Raw genomic sequence first — 1,674 nt, 5'->3', positions numbered from 1 at the left:
GGTCCACGCCGTCGACGGCGTCGTCCCAGCTCATGCGAACCACCCGTGCAGCATCCAGCCGTCGCGTTCGCCGGGCGGGGCATAGGCCCAGGCGCGCTGGCCCTGCGCGGTCTCGAGCACGTAGTAGTCGCGGCGGGCATCGTCGCCATCCCACCAGCCGCTTTCCAGCCGCTCGGGACCGGAGACGATGCGCGGGCGCGGCTCGCGCAGGGGTACGGGGCGCGGCAACAGCCACAGCGGACGCGGCGGGCGCGCGGGCGCGGCGGCGAAGCTCGCCTGTTCGCCCTGCACCGGGCGCCAGGCCCTCTCGGGCCGCGGATCGCTGCCGGCCGCGACGCGGTAGACCGCCTCGTCGCCCAGGCGCGAACGCAGGCGCTCGCGCAATTGCGGCCACGGCAACTGCTGCTGGCTGCGGGTATCGAACAGGTCGCGGGTGGCCGGGATGAAGGGCGGCAACTCCCGGGCCAACAGGCGCAGCGCGACCACCGGCCGGTCGATGGCCACGCGCTCGAGGCGGTGGCGGGTGAGCTCGAACAGCATGCCCGGCTCGCGCTCGGCGGCCAGCAGGCCGACCTCGACGTCGGTATGCCCGGCCTCGTGCTCCAGCCGCAGGCGGAACCGCTGCACGCCACCGTCGCGGACCGAGAGATAGGTGCACAGGTCGCCGACCAGGCGGCGCAGGGGGAACAGCAGGGCGGTATGGCTCTCGACTTCGTAGCCCATCTCCACCCGCGCATCGAAATGATCCGGCGGCGCATGGCAGTCCAGGGGATCGTCGGCGTTGCCGTACAGCCGGTCCAGGTGCTCCAGCACGGGCAGGCCGAAGCGGCGGCGCAGCGCGTCGCGTGGCAACGCGCGCAGGCGTCGCAGGTCTTCGATGCCCATGCGCTGCAGGCGCTCGCCGCCGTCGCCGGGCAGCCGTGCGCGGCGCACGGGTACGCGATCGAGCACCTGGACCATGGCAGCGGGGTTGGAGACCGCCAGGCCGTCGCGCAGGCCGGCGAAGACATGCGCCGCGCGCGGCGTGGGCGCGAGCGCGATGCGATGCTGGAACCCCAGCGCGTCGAGCTCCTCGCGCAGGCGGGCCTCGATGCGTGGCCACGGCCCCAGCAGGCGGAAGCTGGCGCGTACCTCCAGCACCACGCATCCGGGCCACTGCACGCTGACCAGGGAGCTGTAGCGGTAGGCCCAGGCGGCCAGGAAGCCCTGCCATCGCAGCGTCTCGCGCGGGTCGTGCTCGACCATCGCGAACTCCGGCAACAAGGCATGGGCGGCGGTCAGCCGCATACCGGGCTGCAGGCCGGCCTCGCGGGCGGCGGCATTGACTGCATGCAGGCTGCGCAGCTGCGCCGGCCCCTCGACCAGCGCCAGGGGCTGCCGGGGATCAGGGCGTCGGCGAAGGACGGCGTCCAGCGCCAGTTGCGGCAGCAGTACACAGGCCCACAACATGCGCGCGCCTCAACATGCGTCCAGCGCGAAGGCCTGGCCCGGCACCGGGCCGCCCCGGCACTTGCGGACCTGCCAGGCGAGCCGCCCACCCGCATCGGGGCAGGCTTCCAGGCGCAAGGCCGCCGGCGAAGGGTTCGCCGCATGGCGGCTGTCGCGCAGGGCGAAGCCCAGGCAGTCGCCGCCGTCGGCCGCCACCTGCAGGCGCCGCAGGGCTTGCGGGCCGGC

The 1,674-nt window shown here is 74.4% G+C and carries 1 protein-coding gene and 1 pseudogene; both read right to left on the bottom strand.

All coding sequences use genetic code 11. The features are described 5' to 3' along the window. Positions 1 to 30: 30 nt before the first annotated feature. Positions 31 to 1,449, bottom strand: coding sequence for a Y-family DNA polymerase (locus FKV25_RS12935; protein ID WP_141519217.1), 1,419 nt, complete (start codon positions 1,447 to 1,449; stop codon positions 31 to 33). 9 nt (positions 1,450 to 1,458) lie between these two features. Further along, positions 1,459 to 1,674 (bottom strand): annotated as a pseudogene (locus tag FKV25_RS12930) (translesion DNA synthesis-associated protein ImuA); the annotation flags it as partial.

The organism is Marilutibacter aestuarii (genome assembly GCF_006546775.1).
Lineage (GTDB): Bacteria > Pseudomonadota > Gammaproteobacteria > Xanthomonadales > Xanthomonadaceae > Marilutibacter > Marilutibacter aestuarii.
Note: the sequence above shows the minus strand (reverse complement) of the source record. Positions and strands in the feature narration are given on the sequence as shown.